Source organism: Corynebacterium sp. EPI-003-04-2554_SCH2473622 (assembly GCF_001665955.1).
Taxonomy (GTDB): domain Bacteria; phylum Actinomycetota; class Actinomycetes; order Mycobacteriales; family Mycobacteriaceae; genus Corynebacterium; species Corynebacterium pseudodiphtheriticum.
In genome coordinates, this window is record NZ_LZMN01000037.1 from 1 (window position 1) to 13,678 (window position 13,678).

At 54.8% G+C, this 13,678-nt stretch carries 11 protein-coding genes and 1 pseudogene; 6 read left to right on the top strand and 6 right to left on the bottom strand.

Going from position 1 to position 13,678, the window contains the following annotated elements:
* The 4 genes and pseudogenes from A5774_RS03405 to rimP all read right to left on the bottom strand — a co-directional run.
* Positions 1-1,119, bottom strand: a 1,119-nt coding sequence (locus A5774_RS03405) for a translation initiation factor IF-2 N-terminal domain-containing protein (protein ID WP_197490242.1), incomplete at its 3' end; no start/stop codon positions are given.
* A 101-nt stretch (positions 1,120-1,220) separates the two neighbouring features.
* The gene (locus tag A5774_RS03410) at positions 1,221-1,529 is read right to left on the bottom strand and encodes a YlxR family protein (protein ID WP_197490243.1); all 309 of its coding nucleotides are present in this window, start codon (positions 1,527-1,529) and stop codon (positions 1,221-1,223) included.
* A gap of 103 nt (positions 1,530-1,632) precedes the next feature.
* Entirely contained in the window at positions 1,633-2,880 is a 1,248-nt protein-coding gene (nusA, locus tag A5774_RS03415) for a transcription termination factor NusA (RefSeq protein ID WP_231892329.1), read from the bottom strand.
* A 116-nt stretch (positions 2,881-2,996) separates the two neighbouring features.
* Positions 2,997-3,581 (bottom strand): annotated as a pseudogene (gene rimP, locus A5774_RS03420) (ribosome maturation factor RimP); the annotation flags it as partial.
* A 37-nt stretch (positions 3,582-3,618) separates the two neighbouring features.
* Here rimP and A5774_RS03425 point away from each other — a divergent pair.
* Positions 3,619-4,488 (top strand): hypothetical protein, encoded by an 870-nt coding sequence (locus A5774_RS03425; RefSeq protein ID WP_126856166.1) that lies wholly within the window; start codon positions 3,619-3,621, stop codon positions 4,486-4,488.
* A gap of 9 nt (positions 4,489-4,497) precedes the next feature.
* The gene (locus A5774_RS03430) at positions 4,498-5,388 is read left to right on the top strand and encodes a PhzF family phenazine biosynthesis protein (protein ID WP_027017871.1); all 891 of its coding nucleotides are present in this window, start codon (positions 4,498-4,500) and stop codon (positions 5,386-5,388) included.
* 70 nt (positions 5,389-5,458) lie between these two features.
* Here A5774_RS03430 and A5774_RS03435 read toward each other — a convergent pair whose 3' ends face one another.
* A complete protein-coding gene (locus A5774_RS03435; protein ID WP_064833356.1) occupies positions 5,459-7,288 on the bottom strand; it encodes a proline--tRNA ligase in 1,830 nt (609 codons plus the stop codon).
* Positions 7,289-7,331: 43 nt separating this feature from the next.
* Between A5774_RS03435 and yaaA the strand changes: the two genes are divergently transcribed.
* From yaaA to A5774_RS03450, 3 genes are all read left to right on the top strand, one after another.
* Complete coding sequence (gene yaaA, locus A5774_RS03440) at positions 7,332-8,105, top strand: peroxide stress protein YaaA (RefSeq protein WP_064833358.1); 774 nt, start codon at positions 7,332-7,334, stop codon at positions 8,103-8,105.
* A gap of 194 nt (positions 8,106-8,299) precedes the next feature.
* Positions 8,300-9,232: a hypothetical protein gene (locus tag A5774_RS03445; RefSeq protein WP_021352666.1), complete on the top strand. Its 933-nt coding sequence runs from the start codon at positions 8,300-8,302 to the stop codon at positions 9,230-9,232.
* Positions 9,233-9,235: 3 nt separating this feature from the next.
* Positions 9,236-10,702 (top strand): YdiU family protein, encoded by a 1,467-nt coding sequence (locus A5774_RS03450; RefSeq protein WP_064833360.1) that lies wholly within the window; start codon positions 9,236-9,238, stop codon positions 10,700-10,702.
* 132 nt (positions 10,703-10,834) lie between these two features.
* On the opposite strand, the gene mqo is transcribed toward A5774_RS03450, so the two are convergent.
* On the bottom strand, positions 10,835-12,331 hold the full coding sequence (gene mqo, locus A5774_RS03455) for a malate dehydrogenase (quinone) (protein WP_034645198.1): 1,497 nt from the start codon (positions 12,329-12,331) through the stop codon (positions 10,835-10,837).
* Between the two features lie 266 nt (positions 12,332-12,597).
* Between mqo and A5774_RS03460 the strand changes: the two genes are divergently transcribed.
* Complete coding sequence (locus A5774_RS03460) at positions 12,598-13,662, top strand: alpha/beta hydrolase (RefSeq protein WP_064833362.1); 1,065 nt, start codon at positions 12,598-12,600, stop codon at positions 13,660-13,662.
* Positions 13,663-13,678 lie beyond the last annotated feature (16 nt).

A 13,678-nucleotide genomic window follows, 5' to 3' on the forward strand; every position in this document is an offset into this window, starting at 1 on the left:
GAGTACGAGGAGCTGCACGCACCAAACGTAGTTGGTGGTGTGCGCTTGCCAGACGGTAAGGGTAAGACCATCCGCCTTCTTCTGGCGCTTAGACTTCTTACCACGACGTGGAGGACCACCTGGGCGACCGAATGCACCAGCGGTGCCGCCACGGCGACCACCACGACCACCGCGGAATCCACTTGGTGGACCACCACGACCCGGGCCACCACCTGGCGCGGCTTTTCCGCGTCCACGCCCGCCACCAGATTGCTTGTTCGGCATCGCCGCCGGACTTGGAGTTGCCGGCATCATAGCTGGGGTCGGACGACGTCCACCACCGCTACGTTCATTCGAAGAGCCGGAACGATTATCACGTGGCTTGGAACCGCCATCACGAGCGGGTTTGCCCTGCCCTTGTCCCGGCTTCGGGCCCTTCGACCCTCCAGGACGTGGCCCTGGTTTCGCACGGTCATCGCCAGCACCCGACGAGAATGGGTTGTTCGCCATCTTCGGCCGGCCACCTGGCTTCGGCATTGGCCGTGGCATCGAGTTTCCTGGGCTCGGCGCACCGGGTTTAGCCTGTCCCGGTTTTGGTTGACCTGGTTTAGCTTGCCCTGGTTTAGCGGCGCCTGGCTTAGGCGCATTGGCACCTGGCCGTGGTGCTGGACGCTTATCTGCACCCACGGAAGTTTGTTTCGATGAAGGTTGTGCTGCCGCCTGCTGGTTCTTCGCAAGCTTCGTAGGCCGCTGCTGCCCTGGCTTCGGTGCACGAGCAGCCTGTGCGCCAGACTTTGCTGGACGTTCTTGGCCTGGTTTTGGTGCTCCTGCGGTGCCTTGTGCAGGTTTCGGTTGCCCCGGTTTCGCAGCGCCAGGTTTCGGTGCAGCCGAAGGCGCTTTTTGGCCTGCACCAGGCTTGGCCTGGTTTTGTGGCTTCTGCGTAGCAGCTTGTGCTGCCTCGCCAGTTTCGTTAGATGCATTCTGCTCGTAGTGAGCGCGCATCTTCTTCACGACAGGCGGTTCAATTGTCGACGACGCCGTTTTGACAAATTCGCCTTTTTCTTTCAGCGTCGCTAGTAGTTCTTTACTGGTAATGCCGAGCTGTTTAGCAAGCTCATGCACTCGTAACTTTCCGGGCACTTGACTCCTCTGTTGTTTACTAGAGGCCCAAGAAACCCTTGTGACCCCTAGTGTGTGCTAGTGACTTTCATCGCTGATGCAACTTCATGGTTGAGCGCTCATCAGTGTCGGTCTTCCTTACGTTCTCTAGTCGGTGAAGCGGCGCGGGCTTCCAGGTACGTCCGTACATGACCAGCATCCAGTTTCCTGGATGTTTTGAACGCACGCGCGAAAGCGCGACGTTGCAGCGCCTTTTCGAGTGCAGATAACTCCGGCGTGATCCATGCTCCGCGGCCAGGTAGACCGCGGCCAGGGTCCGCGAGAATGCGGTGGTGATCATTGGGGTCAATCACCATACGAAGCAGGTGAGCGTCGTCAAAGCGTTTGTGAGTAGCGATGCAGGTTCGAACTGGGTTCATACCTTTGCTCATCGCATCCCTTCGCTATGTTGACACACGTACTCGCCTGCAGTCGCTCTGCACGCAATAGCCCAGTCTAATAGAAAGCAGGCAAAAGGTGAACTTGGCGAAGTAGTTAGCTATCTGTTCCCTCAGCCAAAGCGCTTGGAAATTCCGCTCCGCGGTATTCCACACCGTCACTGCTGACTACAGCTGCCGGAGTGCTGCCTACCTTTTCTTCGGGCAATCCTCCAACAAGTTCCTCGGCCTCTTGGGAATCCGCAGCAGCCTGCTGCACCCGGGCTCGAACCTGTTCCAGTGGCTCCAATTGTTCCTTATCGGAGTGAATATCAATTTTCCAGCCGGTCAAACGCGCAGCCAGGCGCGCATTTTGCCCCTCTTTACCGATGGCTAGCGACAGTTGATAATCCGGAACTACCACACGAGCTTGCTGCTCATGTTCGTCAAGCACCTCGGATTTCACAACTTTCGACGGCGCCAACGCGTTACCTACATACACGGCTGGATCTTCGGAATAACCGATAATGTCGATCTTTTCTCCACCCAACTCGCGCATGACATTATTCACACGCTGTCCACGCGGACCAATACATGCACCTTTCGGGTTTAAACCCTTGGCATTACCACGCACCGCAATTTTTGTCCGATGCCCAGCTTCGCGAGCAATAGAAAGGATCTCCACACTTCCATCGGCGACTTCCGGAACCTCAAGTTCAAACAGGCCGCGCACCAAATCAGGGTGGGTACGCGACAAGTTCACCTGCACATTGGTGTTTTGCCGGTTCACGCCAACGACATAGGCCTTGACGCGGTCACCGTGCTTTAGTTTTTCGCCGGGTACTTGTTCCGCAGGAAGCAAGATTCCGTCCTGGGCATCGATCTCAGTTCCTAGCTCAACGACGACAATGCCGCGCTCGTTTGCTCGTGCATCCGCCTGCACTACTCCAGAAACCACACGTCCTTCGGTCTCGGAATAAGTTTCAAAAGTGCGCCCGGCTTCCGCTTCTCGCAATTTCCGGACAATTGCGTTACGAACGGCAGGAGCACCGATACGAGAGAAATTAATTGGAGTATCATCATATTCTGATTCCACTTCACCTGCAGCGTCAATCTCTTGCACGATCACCGTGGCCATACCTGTATTCGTGTCAATGTCGATGCGTGCACGGTCGGTCGGCCCGTCTACTCCTGCGGCCGCCGCCCGCGCACGATTGGCTTTACCGGCTCCGGATAGATCTTCTTCCATTCCGCGGTATTCACGGTATGCGCCAAGCAATGCTCGGGCGATAGTTTCCAGCAATTCCTCAAACGGAATGCCTTTTTCAGTTTCAATGCTGCGTAATGCGTTGAGATCAATATTCACTTGTGATCGTCCTAGTCTGTGCTGTCCATCTCGGCTGTGCTTTGGTTATTGCTGCTGATCGTTTCATCATCTGCGTTCGGGTTTATCGCGAGCCGCTCCGATATTTCTACCCCACCAAAGGGTTGTCGCGTCAGTTCCAACTCTGCATGCGGCGGCTGCGAGAACTCAATTTCTACCACCGCGTGCACCGTTGGCGCTAATTCCAGGGCGACCGGGGTACGGCGCGTTTTAGCGCTTGCCTGTCCGCCCCCTTTCTTAGCCCCAGAACCAGCTGGCCCAACACCCGATTGTTTTGTGGGCACCAGAATTACCGCAGTCTCGTCGTCGGCAAGCGCACCAATACGCCAGACCTCGGCCGTACCCTGCCCACTAAGCTGAATCGCTACCAAACGGTGCCGGTTGCGTCGCCAATGCCGCGGATGAGTCAGCGGCATATCCAACCCAGGAGTAGAAACCTCCAGAGTGTAGCCAGGGCCAAAGCTCATTTCTCCGGCTTCTTCGCGGGCATCGAGCTCCTCCCCAATTTGCTGTGAAAGTTGCTCCAACATATCTGAACCAGGCCGCTGATCTCCATCAAGGTAGACCCCAACCTGTGATTTTTTACCCGCGCGGGTAATTTTAATGTGCTCAATATCTAGTTGCTGCGCATGAGCAATCGGGCTAAGAACATCTTCTAATTGTCGCGTCGACGGGAATGCCATGCCCACTAGCCTAACCGTCAGCGGTAACCTATTTGCTGTGAACCCCAACAACCATCTCCGTAGCACCGGCATCGCAGCTTCGATTATCGCTGTGGGCCTAGCCCTGAGCGGTTGTAACTTCTCGCTCAATTCCATCGCAGAGAATTTTGGCCCCGAACCTGACTCTGCACTGGTCAAAATGGCATTCAGCGCCGAAGATGAAGCTGCGAACTTTGCCGAATCCCACCCGGGACTATCGGAATTACGCGCCGGGCAGGCTGGTGCGATATTCGAAGAAATTGCACGTATCTGTGGCCATTATCCCGATGGTACCTCCCCAACCACCTGCGAAATAGATCGTGCGCAACGCAGCAACTACGACGGAGAGCATGCCGTAGCAACCACCCCTGAACAGGCTTTGGACCAGTTTTTAGCAGCACTTGCCGACGCCCCGCAGCAGTCATATCCTCTGCTGATTGAACAAGCTGTCGCGCTCGCCGAAACCATGGGCGACCACGAGGCTACGGTGGAGTTGACCGCAGAAAAGCTGCCACTAGAACCGCCCTCTACTCCTGCCAACTGGGATGCGCTAGTGGATTGGGAATATCGTCTCGGTTATGGCTTGGAAATGGCGCGCGCCTTTAGCTCAGGTGAAGATGCACAACGCATCGACGAGGCTGCAGCGCAATCAGATGCTCGCTTAGCGCTTTTGCGCCAGCATGGCATTGCCAGACCTGAACGTGCTCTGGCCTACAACACCGGAAATTTTCCTGAGGGGCTCAACGATACAAACACTCAGCAGTTCGTCACTCATGCACTGGAAGAGACCTCTCAACGCTGGAAACAGCAGGCTGTCGAGGCCACTGATGCTTCATGGCAGAAACTCGCCGTACTTTTTGCCGCCGAAACTAAAAGCAATCATGGTTAGACTGGCGGCATGAGTACCCATGATTTTCTGCAATTAGATGTATTTAACACTAGCGCTTTCACCGGAAACCCCTTGGCTGTAGTCAACAACGCCGATGAGCTTAGCGCCGAACAAATGCAAGACATAGCCAGGTGGACAGGGCTTTCTGAGACCGCTTTTTTATGCGCCGCCGACGATGACGCACACGCAGATTACCAGGTACGCATTTTCACGCCTGACCGGGAGCTACCATTCGCTGGACATCCAACGCTCGGCGCAGCATTTGCTTGGCGAGAGTTTGGCGGCAGCGACAAAACCGAAATCTCGCAGCAATGCCAAGCCGGCACCGTTTGCGTGCGCGAAGAGGCTGGCAAGTGGTACTTCGCTGCCCCCGAATTGCGGCGCACCGGGCCACTTGATGACAACACTATTGGAACCATCGTGCGCGCCCTGGGAATCTCCCATTACGACATTATCGACCACTCCTGGGGCGACAACGGACCAGGCTGGGCGTTGATCCAGCTGAAGAACGCCGACGCGGTACGCCGCATCAAGGCCCGCACCCACGGTGACGTGAACATGGCAATTTTTGGTTTCGAAGAATCCGTCACCCACCAACACGCGCAACCGATCGTTGGCGCAATAGATGAAGAATTCGTTGCTGATGCCGGCGATGCCTCGGAAGGCGACGCAATTCTCGAGGTGCGCGCGGTGCACGGCTCGCACGAAGACCCTGTAACAGGATCTGCCAATGCAGCCATCGCGCAGTTTCTGCACGCAAAAAACGCTGTTCCGAAGCGCTACCGCGCGAAGCAGGGTTCACGCATCGGATTCAACGGTGAGATTGATATCAACATTGATTCCGAAATCTGGGTTGGCGGAAAAGTTGCCCCGATCATCCGCGGCACTATCAACGTTTAGCTGCTATAGCTGGGAAGGTTGGCGTCGCTGGGAAAGTCGGCGTTATTAAACGCCGCTCCCAGTGAAGCTTTTAAACCATTGGCTGAACTTGACGGTCATGCCCGAGCAGCTCAATGATCTTGGCGACGATTTCTTCCTCAGTCACTTGCAAGGTTTCGCCGCCGCGAATACGCAATTCGACTTTTCCTTCGGCATATGCGCGCCCGACGACGGCGATTAACGGCATTCCTAACAACTCGGCATCTTTAAAGCGCACACCAGGGCTGACTTTCGGGCGATCATCGTAAAGAACATCCATTCCGTGGTCAGACAGGCTGGTGACCAACCGATCGCCGGCCTGCTGCGCCTCCTCGCCCTTTGCAGCCACCGTCACATGTACCTGGTACGGCGCTGCAGCGGCAGGCCAGATCAAGCCTTTATCATCGTGGTTTTGCTCCGCCAGCACTGCCAACATGCGGGAAACACCAATTCCGTATGAGCCCATGGTGGGCACCACTTGCTTGCCATTTTCATCGAGGATAGTGGCTTTAAACGCTTCGGTGTATTTGCGACCAAGCTGGAAAATATGTCCTAGCTCAATGCCTCGCTGAATACTAAGTACTTCGCCATTCGGTGCAATGTCTCCATCCTTAACTTCCGCGGCTTCGATAGTTTCCGAGACTTCAAAATCACGTCCAGCCACCAAGCCCACCACATGGTGGTCTTTCTTATCAGCCCCGGCAATCCAGCTAGTACCACGCACCACGCGCGGATCCGCCAATATGCGGATTCCCGCGCTTGCTAACCCGCGTGGGCCAAGGTAGCCGCGGACCAAGCCGTGTGCAGCAAAGTCTTTAGCATCTGCCAGCTCTGCCGTTGCCGGTTCCAGAGTGGCCTCCAAGCGCTTCATATCCACCCCACGATCACCCGGAATTAACAGGCCAACCAACTCGGACTCTGGTTCTCCCGGCGTGCCATCAGTGTCACCAGCATCAGAAACATGAGAAGCGTCAGTAGCCACGGGCGCTGGCTGCTGAATTTTCACCAACACCGTCTTCAACGTATCAGCAGCAGTGACCTCGTGCTCGGCAATGCGGATTCCTTGCTTATTCGCCCACTCCACCAAAGCATCGATGGTCTCAGCATCCGGAGTCTCATGTTCTTCCGCAGCTGGACGGGCCAGAGGATCAGATTCTGCGCCAGGTTGGGTGGTTACGGCCTCTACGTTTGCCGTGTAATCGCCCGCACTGACAAACGTATCCTCACCGCTCGGGGAAATTGCCAAGAACTCTTCTGAAGCCGAACCCCCCATGGCTCCGGAAGTAGCTTGGCAAATGGCATAGTCGATGCCCACCCGATCGAAAATACGCTGATACGCGTCGCGATGGCGCTGATAGGCAGCGTCGAGCCCCTCATCGGTGAGGTCAAAGGAATAAGAATCCTTCATGAGAAATTCCCGGCCCCGCAAAATTCCCGCACGCGGGCGTTCCTCATCCCGATATTTGGTCTGGATTTGGTACAGAGTTACCGGAAAATCCTTGTAGGAGCCGAACATGTCTTTAACTGCGGTGGCAAACATCTCTTCGTGGGTAGGGCCCAGAAGCAAGTCGGCATTCTTACGGTCCTGTAGGCGGAATAAGTTGTCGCCATATTCCCGCCAACGGTTGGTAGCATCATAAGGCTCACGCGGTAGCAATGCAGGAAACAGCAATTCTTGGCCACCGATCGCGTCCATTTCTTCCCGCACGATACTTTCCAACCTGCGTAGTGCTTTTAATCCCAACGGTAGCCAGGTGTAGATTCCTGGAGCGACTCGTCGAATATAGCCGGCACGCACAAGCAGCTTGTGGGAAACAAACTCGGCATCTGCAGGGTCTTCACGCAAAGTGCGTAAAAACAGTGTGGACATACGTGTGATCATGGCCCTTAGCTTACATTCTGTTACTACTGCCTAGTATGGGGGCATGCTGATAGTTCTTCCTCCTTCTGAAACCAAAGCGTTTGGCGGCGATGGCGCCCCACTGAACTGGGACACTTTGCCCAACTTATCGTTCCCGAGCTTGCACGAGGTCCGACGAGATATCGCACAAGACCTCGGCGCATTACCCATAGAAGAAGCGTTTGCGGTCCTTGGAGTCTCAGAAAAAATGCGGCCGGAACTAGAAGCCAACCAGCAGCTAGACCAAGCCACAACTATGCCAGCAATTTTGCGTTACACCGGTGTGCTTTACGACGCCTTGGATCCGGGAACTCTTCCAGATGCTGCCCTAGATTCGCTTGCAATCGGCTCTGCACTTTTTGGTGTTGTGTCCTCTAGTGATCCGATTCCTTACTACCGCCTTTCCGGCAGCAGCAAGCTACCGCGACGTAGCGGCGATGACACCCCCACGATGAAAAAGCGTTGGGGCTCGGCTATTTCCACGGCGTTAAAACAACGAGATGAGCTCATAGTGGACTTGCGCTCTGGCACCTACCAACAACTCGGCCGTGTCCCCGCGGTTACGGTAAGAGTAGAAACCCTGCGTGAAGATGGTTCGCGGAAAGTAGTTTCGCACTTTAACAAACACTACAAAGGGGAGCTAGCTAGAGTTTTAGCTCTGGCGGCAGCTGCGGGTGCACGACCGGGCTCAGCAGACGAAATAGCAGATATCGCGCGGGCCGCCGGTATGCACGTTGAAGGCCCCGTCGACAAGCAGAATTGCCACGAGCTCACGCTGGTAGTTTCCTCTACGCACTAAGGCGCTGCACAATAAATTGCGGAACAAAAACTTGTTGAGCGAATTACAACCCGCCGACCGTTTTCCCACTAGACTGAATGAACGTGACCCCTGCTACACTTTGGGAGCCTCCGCTTTGGTGGCAGCGAAGCCAAGCAGCTCGGGGCAAACCGTGTCCATATAGCACCGTGTCCATATAGCAAGGAGATTCGTTCATGACCCAAGATTTCTTCCACATCGGCGCAGAAAAACTGCGCGAATTAATGAGTCCAAAAAGCGCGGCTGATGCCCTAAGGCAAACGATTCTGGATGGATTCGACCCTGCCGATGATTTCGATAAAACCCGCGCGGTCGTCGACAAGGAAGATAATGCGAAATTCCTCCTCCTGCCAGCGATCAACCCGGATTATTTCGGGGCCAAGCTGATCACGGTCGCCCACATCAACCCATCCCGCGGCCGTGACACTGTACAAGGCACCTACGTACTGTTTTCCAACACCACCTACGGTCCGTTGTTCTCTATTGATGGTGCGGAACTGACCAACCTACGAACCCCGGCCGTAACGATGGCCGCTTTCAAAGATTTCATTGAGGCCCGGGATGAAGACCTCAAGGTCGCCATCTTCGGCTCCGGCGTGCAGGCACGAGCACATAAGGAAGCCATCGACGATAATTTTGGGCAGCGCAACCCGAGCTATACCTTCATTTCCCGTAACAATCCGGGCGACCTGGACAACTGGGTAGAGATTGGTTCCGAAGAAGCGAAAAAAGCTACCAAGGAAGCCGAGGTCGTGGTGTGCTCCACCTCTGCACACGAGGCCTACCTGGATATCGACGAAGTCCGCAGCGATGCACTGGTCGTTGCTTTAGGTGCCGGAAACCCCAACGACCGCGAGTTGACCACCAATTTCATGGAAAAAGCCCAGATCATCTTGGAAGGTGGCGATGTCACTCTGCAGTACGGCGGTGATGCCGCTCGTGCATTACAAGAAGGTGCGGACCTCTCCCACGCAGTCACCCTGCGCGACATCATCACCGGTGACAAGTCATTGCACCGCGAATCCCCGATTGTCTTTAAGACCACCGGTATGCCTTGGTTAGACTTGGCTGTTGCTGGTCGTATTGCAACCCAATTAGGAATTAAATAAACATTGCAGCATCTGCAACACGACTTCGCTGATCATTTCCCAGATCTGTGCCTCGACTGGCGGGCTGCAAAAGCCCCAGCGCCTCAGATTGTGTGCCTCAATGAGCCGCTCGCCCACGAGCTGGGGCTAGATCCAAGCTGGTTGCGCAGCCCGGAAGGAATCGGCTTTTTATGTGGGACTCATCTGCCAGAAGGCGCACAGCCGGTAGCAATGGGCTATGCAGGTCATCAGTTTGGCCAGTTCTCACCCAGATTAGGTGATGGGCGCGCCCTCCTGCTGGGAGAAGTGAGAGATGGCGCGGGCAAACTACGTGATATTCATCTTAAGGGCTCCGGACCAACGGCATTCTCTCGCGGCGGTGACGGGTGGGGCGCATTCGGGCCAATGCTGCGCGAATACTTGGTCTCGGAAGCTATGCACGCACTAGGTGTACCGACGACTCGTTCGTTGGCGGTAATTTCTACCGGCAGAGCAATTGCTCGCGAACGCGTAGTCCCGGGCGCACTGTTGGTGCGCGTTGCAAACTCACATATCCGCATAGGCAGCTTTCAATACGCGCAACTAACCGGCGGCGAAGAGCTTGTGTGCAAACTCGCAGAATACACCCGTAATCGTCACTACCCGGACGCCGCTGATGCCCGCGAAGTTTTTCACCACGCCCTCGATGCACAATTAGCCACCGTCGCACAATGGATGCGCTTAGGTTTCATCCACGGCGTGCTGAATACCGATAACACCACGTTATCCGGCGAGACTATCGATTACGGCCCCTGCGCATTCATGGATGAATTTAACGAGCATGCAGTGTTTTCTTCCATTGATCACAGTGGCCGATACCGCTACCACAATCAACCACACATCATCGGATGGAACTTTGCCCGATTAGCCGAAGCGATGTTGCCAACCTTTGCCGCTGATCCAGACGAGGCAGTGGGCTTCGCACAACAAACCATGAATACATTTCAAGAACGTTGGCGTAAGGCACACAATTCCGAGCGGTGCCGTGCAATCGGCGTGGAATACAGCGAAGATAACGCCAAGCTTGCCGACGAATTCTACGAATTAATCGGCAAAGCGAACCCAGACTTAACCTCGGCACACCGGGCTCTAGTAGACGCGGCAGTCAGGGATAGGCACACAATCGCGGCTCCCGGAGTCGACACCGCAAGATCGCCAGTTAGCGTGCTAGCTCGCCAGCTCGGTGATACGGCACCAGCTCGGGAATGGATTGCTCGCTGGCTCAATCACGCGCCTAGCCCCCATGCACTCGCACGATTACATCCGATGATTATTCCGCGCAACCATCTGGTGGAAAACGCGCTAAGCTCGGCGACCGATGGCGATCTGGAGCCCTTCCACCAGCTACTCCACGCCGTAACGCATCCATTCGGCAAGAATCATCCATCGGAATTCCTGAAGCCAGCGCCCCGAGAATTCAGCGCAACGTATCAAACCTTCTGCGGTACTTAGGCCACACAGGTTTTCAGAAGATGAAGGGCTCGCACCATTAGGTGCGAGCCCTTCATGCCATCAACCACCTCGGGCAAGACTGCCCGCTGGAGTTGCTCGAATGATTCTGCTTTCCAGCTTGTTTTCTTTGCCCTAGTCTTCCAGCTTCAGGGTCTTCTGCGTGAACTCCCACAATTCGTGGTACATCTTCTCATCCTTGAACAGCTTCGTGCCGTAGGACGGAATCATTTCATAAATCTTGTCTGCCCATTCAATCATTTTCTCGCCGAAGCAACGTTCCAACAGCTCTAGCATTGCGGCAGGCGCGATAGAAGCTCCTGGGGATGCACCAAGCAGGCCGGCGATCGATCCCTCAGTGTTGTTAATCAGAGCAGTACCAAATTCCAAGGACCCGAAACGCGGTGGAGCTGCTGGCTTAATAACCTGCACGCGCTGGCCGGCCGTAACGATCTCCCAGTCCTCGTTCTTTGCGTCTGGGACGTAATTTCGCAAGTTTTCCATCCGCTTATCAAAGTCCTGCATCACCTCCGTGATCAGGTACTTAGTCAAGTTAAATTCTTGAACCGAAACTCCCAGGTAAGAAGGGATATTATCTGGGCGGATTGACTTGAACAGATCCAGATAAGAGCCCTTCTTTAGGAACTTCGGCGACCAACCACCATACGGACCAAACATCAGGCCCTTCTTGCCGTCGATCACGCGGGTGTCCAAGTGCGGAACCGACATTGGCGGGGCATTTTTGGTCATGGCTTGCCCATAGACCTTGGCGTAGTGATTTTCGATCAGCTCTGGGTTCGTCGAGCGTAGCCACAGACCAGAGACCGGGAAGCCCGCGTAGCCATGTACCTCAGACAAACCTGCTTTACGCAACAGGTCGAGTGCGTAACCACCAGCACCCACGAACACGAAGTTGGCTTTCACTACACTGGTATCGCCAGTGTGTAGATTTTTGACGGTTACTTTCCACTTGTTTCCGTCCTTATGGAGTTTTTTAACCTCGTGCCCATAGCGCATTTCGGTGCCAGCGGCCTTCGCTGCGGTAAAGAACTGCTTGGTCAAGGCACCAAAGTTGATGTCAGTGCCTTTGTCCGTCCAAGAGATCGCAACTTTTTCGTTGTCATTCCGGCCGCTCGCCATCACAGGCAGCTTCTCCGCAAATTCATCGCGGTCGTCGGTGAACTTCATGTCTGGGAACATGTGGTTACCGCGCAGTGCTGCAAACCGGCGCTCGATATAGCCAACCTGGTCGGTTCCCTTACCAAAAGACACGTGTGGAACTTTGTTAATAAATTCCTTGGGATCCGACAAGATTCCGTTATTAAGCTGGTGCGCCCAGAATTGACGAGAAATCTGAAATTTCTCGTTCACCCCCACGGCCTTAGACAGGTCAATGGTGCCGTTCTTTTCTGGGGTGTAGTTCAGTTCGCAAAGTGCGGAGTGACCAGTGCCCGCGTTATTCCACGGCGACGAGGATTCCATGGCCGGAGCATCCAGACGCTCAATAACCATTTGTGACCAACTAGGTTCCAGTTCACGGAGCATGGCACCGAGCGTGGCGCTCATGATTCCTCCGCCGACAAGAACAATGTCTACATCATCGGTGGGTTTCGGGTTTGGGTTTTTGGACACCTGACTACCTCTTCGTATTCGATTGCACCACTTCCGCCACGCGCAAACGGCTACGCCCGAAAAGTTGAGCGCTTCGCGATACGCACAGCGAAAATTTACTCGCCTTTTACCATACGCCCCGTGTGAGCTAATACGCGAATAACTGTGGCATGTTTATCCCCTACATTATTTTCTGCAGCACAAAACAGATTTCCTTGCGCAACAAACACTGACCGCTCCACGCCTGTACCTAACACGAAAGCAAATCTTGCACCTAGACTGTTGCCATGCATAACTCTTGGGAGACCGACAGCCTGCTCGGAGCCCCGTTCGAGCAGTTGACTTTTAATTTCGGAATCGAGCCAACAGAAAACACCACGGCTTATGCGACACTCGTGCGTTACCCAGGGCCCCATCACCCCGCCGCGCACGAGCGGGATAACGCTGTGCCTGCTTCTGAACCCCTTGCCGACGATTGGGCGAGCCGGCCGGCAATCTTATGGATTCATGGGCTCACTGATTACTTTTTTCACCAGCACGTGGCACACTACTTCCACGAGCACGGATTCGCCTTCTACGCGCTTGATTTACGCAAATGCGGTCGCTCTCTGCGCGCAGACCAAACACCACACCACTGCCTGGATGTCGCAGAGTATTACGAAGAGCTTGATGCAGCAGCCGAACTTATCGCACAAGCACACAACCAAGCGCCGAACAAACGAATCATCCCATTAGCCCACTCGACCGGCGGATTAATCGCGCCACTCTGGCTTGACTACCTACGTCGGGAAAAACCACAGCTGCATGCACATTGTGCTGCCTTGGTTCTGAATAGCCCCTGGATGGAGCTACCAGTCGCTGATATTTTGGCAAAAATCGCGCGCCCAGTGCTGGCAGGCGTCGGCAAGGTGTTTCCTGGTCTCCCGTTTCCAGGTGGTGTCATGGACTTGTATGGTCGCTCACTGCACAAAAACTACGACGGCGAATGGGACATTGATTTAAGATTTAAGCCATTGCACAGCTTCGAAAAGCATATGGGCTGGATCCGCGCAATCATCAAAGCACAAGGCCGCATCCACCGCGATGAAATAAATACCGGAGTTCCGGTGTTGACATTGTCGTCAGCACAATCAGCGGTAGGAACTTCCACCATGGATAAAGCTCACCAGGCCGATATCATCTTGGCCGTTGAACACATGTGGACATGGACGCCACACTTGGCGCCAGACGTCACGCTTGCCCCTATACAAGGAGCAATGCACGATGTATTTCTTTCCCGCCTGTCTGTGCGTGAACAAGCATTCGAGACTACCCTGAAGTGGCTACACCGAAACGGAGCAATCGCAAACTAATGAGCATAGAATCTTC

Coding starts and splice junctions, on each gene's coding strand:
- A5774_RS03410 (WP_197490243.1), bottom strand. CDS start 1,529: ATGAGCAAAGGTATGAACCCAGTTCGAACCTGCATCGCTACTCACAAA.
- A5774_RS03430 (WP_027017871.1), top strand. CDS start 4,498: ATGAGTACCCATGATTTTCTGCAATTAGATGTATTTAACACTAGCGCT.
- A5774_RS03435 (WP_064833356.1), bottom strand. CDS start 7,288: ATGATCACACGTATGTCCACACTGTTTTTACGCACTTTGCGTGAAGAC.
- yaaA (WP_064833358.1), top strand. CDS start 7,332: ATGCTGATAGTTCTTCCTCCTTCTGAAACCAAAGCGTTTGGCGGCGAT.
- A5774_RS03445 (WP_021352666.1), top strand. CDS start 8,300: ATGACCCAAGATTTCTTCCACATCGGCGCAGAAAAACTGCGCGAATTA.
- A5774_RS03460 (WP_064833362.1), top strand. CDS start 12,598: ATGCATAACTCTTGGGAGACCGACAGCCTGCTCGGAGCCCCGTTCGAG.